The organism is Actinoplanes sp. NPDC024001 (assembly GCF_040638955.1).
Classification (GTDB): Bacteria; Actinomycetota; Actinomycetes; order Mycobacteriales; family Micromonosporaceae; genus Actinoplanes.
This window is the reverse complement of record NZ_JBEZZB010000297.1, coordinates 1-6,689: the sequence shown is the minus strand read 5'-3', so window position 1 is coordinate 6,689 and position 6,689 is coordinate 1. Positions and strand designations below refer to the sequence as shown.

Below are 6,689 nucleotides of genomic sequence, written 5' to 3'. Positions count from 1 at the left end.
CTTCCGCCGCCGCTGCCTTCAACGATCCCGTGACTCCCACTACCGCAAACGACTCAGCACGCTCGGAAGCTACGAACCGCCGTAGCAGTACTAGCTAGGGTGTGTTTCTTTCTGAGGGAGATCACCGGGAAGTCCCTGGCCAGCAGCGATGGAGCACCAGCGGCGAGCGGCGCCCCCCTTGGAGCCATCGATGAACGCCGCTTGCGACGACGACCAGCGGAGACGCGGACCGGCCTTCATGATCACCGGCTCGTAGCTCACTCCAAAAGAAACGCACCCTCCTAGCTAGGGGTCGATTCCGGCCGCGCGGATGCGTCTGCGGCCGGAAGTCGGCGGACCCTGATGGTCAGGACGGTCATTGCCGGCTGGGTATTCAGCCCAGGCGGCAAGTTGGTGCCGGTGTTGCTGGCATATCCGGGAGGACGTCGAGCGCGCCCCGCCGCTGGGGGTCAGCAGACGGGTCGCTTCTGCCGCAGGTCAGTGGGGGTCTGCGTTTGCTGCTCAGGCGTCGTGTGCCAGTGACGACGACAGTTCCCGGTGGGCGCCGGCCTGCTCGAGCAGCGTCTGCGCCTTCTGCTCCAGGGCTCCGACGGCGTCGGCACCGGCCACCCACCGCACCGGCGGCTCTTCGGTGCCGGTGAGCTGCACCAGTGCGGCGGCGAGCTTGGCCGGGTCGCCGCCCTGCAAGCCGTTCATGCCGCTCCACGCGGTCACGGTCTGCTTGGTGCGTTCGGCGTAGTCGTCGATGCTCGGCTCGGCGTAGCTGGTCGACTCGGGGGTGAGCAGGTCGGTGCGGAAGAAGCCGGGCTCGACGATCATGGTGCGGATCCCGAACGGCGCGACCTCCGGCGCCAGGGACTCCATCCAGCCTTCGACGGCGAACTTCGACGCCGCGTACGCCGAGGTGAACTCCGCGCCGAGGAAACCGGCGACCGACGAGATCGTCACGACCAGCCCGGACCGCTGGGCGCGCATCACCGGCAGCACGGCGCGGGTGACGTTCAGCGGGCCGAACAGGTTCGTCTCGACCTGGGCCCGGAAGTCGTCGGGGGTGATCTCCTCGAAGAACCCGGCGATGAAGTTCGCGGCGTTGTTGACCAGCACGTCGATGCGGCCGAACCGGTCAACGGCAGCCTGCACGGCGGCCTGCGCGCTGGCCGGGTCGGTGACGTCGAGCTGCACGGTCAGCAGATCGGCGGCGACGCCGACGGCCTTCTCCACCTTCTGCGGGTCACGGCCGGTCGCGACGACGGCGTACCCGGCGGCCAGGGCGGCCTTCGCGATGTCCACGCCCATGCCGCGGCTCGCGCCGGTGACGAGGAGAACCTTCTTCTCAGCCATGCTGCTCACGTCCTCTTTCAGAAAAACCACCGCGGTCCTGCAGGGCCGCAAGACCGGGAAAGCGGTGACGTCAACCAGAGAACCGCTTTCCCCCGCAACGAAGAAGATGCTGCTGGAAGGTGTACTGACAGCCCACCACTCGCCCCGGCGAATCGACCTAGCCTGGAAGCGTGGACAACCGTGATGAGGTAAAAGCCTTCCTCAGCTCCCGCCGCGCGAAGATCACCCCCGAGCAGGCCGGCCTGACGAGTTACAACCGCAACCGCCGGGTTCCGGGCCTACGCCGCAGCGAGGTCGCCGACCTGGCCGGCGTCAGCGTCGAGTACTACGCCCAGCTCGAACGCGGCAACCTCGCCGGCGCCTCCGACAGCGTCCTGGACGCCCTCGCCCGCGCCCTGCACCTCGACGAGGCTGAACAACAACACCTCGCTGCCCTCGCTCGCGCCGCCGGGCCAGGCACCCGCACCCGCCGCAAACCGCCCGCCCAGCAGATCCGCCCGAGCATCGCCCGCGTTCTCGAACTGATGACCGAACTACCGGCGTTCGTCGGCAACGGCCGCGGCGACGTCCTTGACGCGAACCCGCTGGCCCAAGCCCTGTACGCGCCCATGTTCGACGACCCCAAACGTCCCGCCAACCACGCCCGCTTCGCTTTCCTCAACCCCCGCGCCCGCGACTTCTGGCGCGACTGGGAACGCATCGCCACCGTCACCGTCGCCATGCTGCGCACCGAAGCCGGTCGCGACCCCTACGACCGGGCGCTGACCGACCTCGTCGGAGAACTCTGCACCCGCAGCGAAGACTTTCGCACCCGCTGGGCCGCCCACGACGTACGGCTGCACAACACCGGCATCAAGCAGTTCCGGCACCCCGTCATCGGTGAGATCGACCTGAATTTCGAGACGATGCAGCTGACGGCCGATCCTGGGCTGACGATGACGCTGCTCAGCGCCCCGGCCGGATCCGCCGCCGACGATGCCCTGCGGCTCCTGGCGAGCTGGGCAGCGACCCGCGACCAGGCTCCCGCGTCCCCCAAGCCCCGGTAGCTGACCCGCTATGCGAATCGGTATCAACCTGCCGAACTACGGCCCCCTGGGCACCGTCGACACGATGACCGCGATCGGCGTCACCGCCGAGCAGCTCGGCTACGCCTCCCTCTGGACCACCGACCACGTCCTGATGCCCGCCCGGCTTCCAGAACCGTACGGTCACCTGCTGGAATCCATGACGGTGCTGACCTACCTGGCCGCCCGCACCACACACATCACCCTGGCCACCTCGGTGATCGTCCTGCCGCAACGCGACCCGATCCTGCTCGCCAAACAGGCGGCCACCCTCGACCACCTCAGCCGTGGCCGGCTCACCCTCGGCGTCGGCGTCGGCTGGGTCGAGGAGGAATACCGGTTCCTGCGCGCCGACTTCCGCCGACGAGGCAAGCTCGCCGACGAATATCTGCAGGTCATGAAACAGCTGTGGACCGCTGACCAGCCGCACTTCACCGGCGAACAGATCCAGTTCGACGACGTCCTGTTCTCCCCGAAACCCGCCCGGACCGGCGGTATCCCCATCGTCGTCGGCGGGGGAAGCCAGGCGGCACTGACCCGTGCCGCCCGCTTCGGCGACGGCTGGCACGCCATCGCCGTCAGCCCGGCAGCTATCCAAACGGCCCGGACCACGCTGACCCGACTCGCACCGGATCGCCGCCTCGATATCTCGCTGCGCATCTCGACCGCCGTCGACCCCAGTCAACCTCAGAGCGATCCCGATGCGACCACCCTCACCGGCAGCCCGAATGCCATAGCGGCCCGCATACAGCAGTACCAGGACGCTGGCGTCGACGAGTTCGTCCTCGACTTCTCCGCCGCCGACCAGACCGCGCACATCGAGCACCTGCACCGCTTCGCCGACACCGTCCTCCCGCTCCTCACTGAGACTCCCTGAACCCGATCTGCCCCGTGCTGGTAAGACCCGAACGGGCGGCGTGGGTGGATGAACAACCCATCTAGTCCGGCTCCGGCACGGTCGACCGCGTACCCGTGTACGTCACCAACGGCACATGCTTCTGGAGCCACGGGTCCGCACCAACGCACCACCTCAAGTCACCCTCCTCGAACTCCGCGCGCGCCCTGAGGGACGCAACCCGCTGGTAGAAGCCAAAGGCGTCGACAGCGCAGACCCACCATGCCCGCGGCCGGGACGCCTCATCGCCGTTCGCCAGCTCAATGCTCGACGCCATATCTGCGTGCGTACAGCCACCCGAGAAAGAGAGACCACACGTGCTCCCCTCCGTCGACCGCATAGCCAAGACCATCGACCACTCACTGCTACGGCCCGAGCTGACCACCACCGACGTGCAGAAGGGCTGCGAGATCGCCGCGACGCGGGCCACCGCATCGGTCTGTGTCCGTCCCTCCGATGTCTCGCTCGCCACGACCGCCCTGGCCGGCACCGGCGTGCTCGTCGGAACGGTGGTCGGATTCCCGCACGGCAACACCCTCACCGTCACAAAGATTGCCGAGACCCGGGCGCTGGTCGAGGCCGGCGCCGACGAGATCGACATGGTTCTGCACATCGGCCGGCTGCGCAGCGGTCAAGTCGGCTACGTACACGACGACATCGCCGCCGTCGTCGCCGCCGCGCAGGGCCGGGGAGTGAAGGTGATCCTGGAGAACGCCTACCTGGACGACGAACAGAAGACGACCGCGTGCCGGATCGTGGAGCAAGCGGGAGCCCAGTTCGTCAAAACCAGCACCGGGTTCGCGCCCAGCGGAGCCACCCTGGCCGACATCCAGCTGATGCGCGCTGCCGTCTCACCGGCGATCCACGTGAAAGCGGCCGGAGGTGTCCGCACCCTCGACACCCTGCTGGAGTTGTACGCGGCAGGCGCCACCCGCTTCGGAGCGACCGCGACGGAATCGATCCTCGACGACCTTGCAGCCCGCCACCGCGGAGAAAAGACCGACACGGTGACCGCCACCGATGGTTACTAGACAAGAGACCGCCGACATCCAGCACGGGTGTCGGGCGTTGCCAGCAGATCGTGATGATCCACTGACCGACAGAACCAACCCGGCCTTGACCGCATCAGCGCCTACGTCTCCTCCGTCGACGCTGTCCGCTAGCCCACCTGGCAGAACACCACCCGCACCGCCCACCGTCGCTCGGTCCGGAACCGTCCGCACCTCGTGACGCCTCGTGCACACCCTCGGCACCACCACCCGATAGCCACAGTGGCCATCCTTGCCTGCGCCGATGCACCACGGCTGCCCCGGATCTTGATACAACTCGACGGCGCTCATGAGACGGGGCGCTTTCGAATGCAGGTTGCTGTCTCATGAGACACCGGTGAGTCTGGAGAACGACGGGTGGCGGTGTGTCGCCTTCGCCGGCCGGCGTGACGTCTTCCTGCAGTCGCGGCACGGCCGGGACCTCACCGCCTACTTCCCGGACATCGTCGCCCAGCTCGACGCGGCGCTGCTGCCCGACGTGGTCCTGGACGGGGAGATCGTCAGCTGGGACCCGGAGACCGGTCGCACGTCGTTCGCGGCCCTCGCCGCCCGGGTCAGCGCTGGCCGCCGGATCCGGGCCGAGGCGCGGGTGCGCCCGGCCGGTCTCGTGGTGTTCGACCTGCTGGAGGTCGACGGCATCGCGCTGCTCGACCGGCCGCTGCTGGAACGGCGGATGCTGCTGGAGGAACTGCTCAGCGGCCTCACCCAGCCCGCCCTCTGCCCGGCGACCCGCGACCCCGCCGAGGCGCGCCGCTGGTTCGACGACTATGCCGCCACCGGCGCGGAAGGCCTCGTCATCAAGGATCTGACCAGCACCTACTCCGCGAAGGGCCGCGGCTGGTGGAAGTGGCGGCGGCGCACCACCACCGAGGCGATCATCGGGGGAGTGGTCGGCACCCGGCACACCCCACAGGCGCTTCTGCTCGGCATCCGGCCGCCGGACGGCAGCCGGCTGCGGTACGCCGGGCGAACGGCCCCGCTCTCCGCGCTGCACCGGGCTGAACTCGTTCCGCACCTGCGGGCGCCGGTCACCGGCCATCCGTGGCCACGCCCGCTGCCGGCCGGCTGGGCGGGACCGTTCGATCAGCGGGAGCCGCTCGACTTCGTACCGGTGGAGCCCGAATTGATCGCCGAGATCGAGGCCGACGAGGCGTTCGAGCACGGCCGCTGGCGGCACGCCGTCCGCTATGTGCGCCTCCGGACGGATCGGCTGCTGCCGATTCTGTGATGGGATACGCCGCATGGTCGAGTCGCAGGCGCCGGTGCTGGAGATGTTGTGGGAGGCCGACGACCCCCACCGGACGCTCGACGGGCGGTTCGGTTTCAGCGACGGGCCGTCGGCCGGCCGCTGGGTCGCCGACACGCTGGACAAGCACTGGGGCGTTCGCGCCAGCTCGTGCGAGCGGATCGTGATGAGCGGCGGCAACGCGCTGGCCTGGGTCGGCACGCCGTCCGGCCGGCTGCTCGCGAAGTGGTCGGTGGTGCCCGAGCGGTTCCCGCGCCTGGCGGAGACGGCACGCCTCACGAACTGGCTGCACGCCCGGGGGCTGCCGGTGTCGGCGCCGGTTCCCGCGCGCGACGGCCGGCTCCAGGTCGAGGTCGACGGGGTCTCCCTCGGCGTGCAGCGTGTAATCGTGGGCGACCTGCTCGACACCGCCGATCCCGGGCAGGTGCGGGCGGCCGGCGCCCTGCTGGCGCAGCTGCAGGACGCGCTGGCGGCATATCCGGACGCCGATCGGATGCCCGCCGTCTCGTCGAAGCCGTTGGCGGCCCGGATCGCCGGCTGGCTCGACTCGTGCGCCGGCCATCTGCCGGTGGCCGCTCGTGACACGCTGCGCGAACTCGTCGCCGGCGCGCCACCCGACCGGTCCGCCCGGCAGCTCGTCCACTTCGACTTCCGCTCCGCCAACCTCCTGTGCGAGGGCGGTGAGATCGTCGCGATCATCGACTTCGAGGAGGCTCAGCACGAGCACCGGCTCGTCGAGCTGGCCCGTGCGGCCGTCCTGCTCGGCACCCGCTACCACAACTGGGGGCCGGTGCCGGCCGAGGTCCGCGCGCAGTTCCGGGCCGGCTACGAGTCCGAGCGCCCACTGACCCCGGCCGAGGCGGACTGGCTGGACATCCTCGTGCTCTGGCAGAGCTGGGCGATGGTCCCACCGGGCGACGACCCGACCGGGTGGGGGCCGTCAGCGCTGAGCCAGCTGCCCCCCAGCCGTCCCGCCGATGCTCGAGCCGCCGGTGGTTCCGGCTAGTACTGCTACGGCGGATCACTACTTCGAGTAGTTCTGGATCGTTTCCCGGACGTGGTCACGGTTGAGCAGGTGCAGGGTTGGGACGAGG

General features: G+C 69.4%; 6 protein-coding genes. 5 read left to right on the top strand and 1 reads right to left on the bottom strand.

What is annotated here, in order from left to right:
* Nucleotides 1-501 precede the first annotated feature (501 nt).
* A complete protein-coding gene (locus AB0F81_RS49935) occupies nucleotides 502-1,341 on the bottom strand; it encodes an SDR family oxidoreductase (protein ID WP_360211289.1) in 840 nt (279 codons plus the stop codon).
* Between the two features lie 170 nt (nucleotides 1,342-1,511).
* Here AB0F81_RS49935 and AB0F81_RS49930 point away from each other — a divergent pair, with 170 nt between their 5' ends.
* The 5 genes from AB0F81_RS49930 to AB0F81_RS49910 all read left to right on the top strand — a co-directional run bounded on the left by AB0F81_RS49930 (nucleotide 1,512) and on the right by AB0F81_RS49910 (nucleotide 6,601).
* Nucleotides 1,512-2,387, top strand: coding sequence for a helix-turn-helix transcriptional regulator (locus AB0F81_RS49930; RefSeq protein ID WP_360211287.1), 876 nt, complete (start codon nucleotides 1,512-1,514; stop codon nucleotides 2,385-2,387).
* A gap of 10 nt (nucleotides 2,388-2,397) precedes the next feature.
* The gene (locus AB0F81_RS49925; protein ID WP_360211285.1) at nucleotides 2,398-3,282 is read left to right on the top strand and encodes a TIGR03619 family F420-dependent LLM class oxidoreductase; all 885 of its coding nucleotides are present in this window, start codon (nucleotides 2,398-2,400) and stop codon (nucleotides 3,280-3,282) included.
* Between the two features lie 335 nt (nucleotides 3,283-3,617).
* Entirely contained in the window at nucleotides 3,618-4,331 is a 714-nt protein-coding gene (gene deoC / locus AB0F81_RS49920) for a deoxyribose-phosphate aldolase (protein WP_360211283.1), read from the top strand.
* A gap of 355 nt (nucleotides 4,332-4,686) precedes the next feature.
* Nucleotides 4,687-5,577, top strand: a complete 891-nt coding sequence (locus AB0F81_RS49915; RefSeq protein ID WP_360211281.1) for an ATP-dependent DNA ligase — start codon at nucleotides 4,687-4,689, stop codon at nucleotides 5,575-5,577.
* Between the two features lie 13 nt (nucleotides 5,578-5,590).
* Complete coding sequence (locus tag AB0F81_RS49910; RefSeq protein WP_360211279.1) at nucleotides 5,591-6,601, top strand: phosphotransferase; 1,011 nt, start codon at nucleotides 5,591-5,593, stop codon at nucleotides 6,599-6,601.
* The last annotated feature ends 88 nt before the right edge of the window (nucleotides 6,602-6,689 follow it).

What these genes read in the sequence shown, in the direction of transcription:
- AB0F81_RS49935 (WP_360211289.1), bottom strand. Translation starts at nt 1,341, where the DNA reads ATGGCTGAGAAGAAGGTTCTCCTCGTCACCGGCGCGAGCCGCGGCATG.
- AB0F81_RS49910 (WP_360211279.1), top strand. Translation starts at nt 5,591, where the DNA reads ATGGTCGAGTCGCAGGCGCCGGTGCTGGAGATGTTGTGGGAGGCCGAC.
- AB0F81_RS49925 (WP_360211285.1), top strand. Translation starts at nt 2,398, where the DNA reads ATGCGAATCGGTATCAACCTGCCGAACTACGGCCCCCTGGGCACCGTC.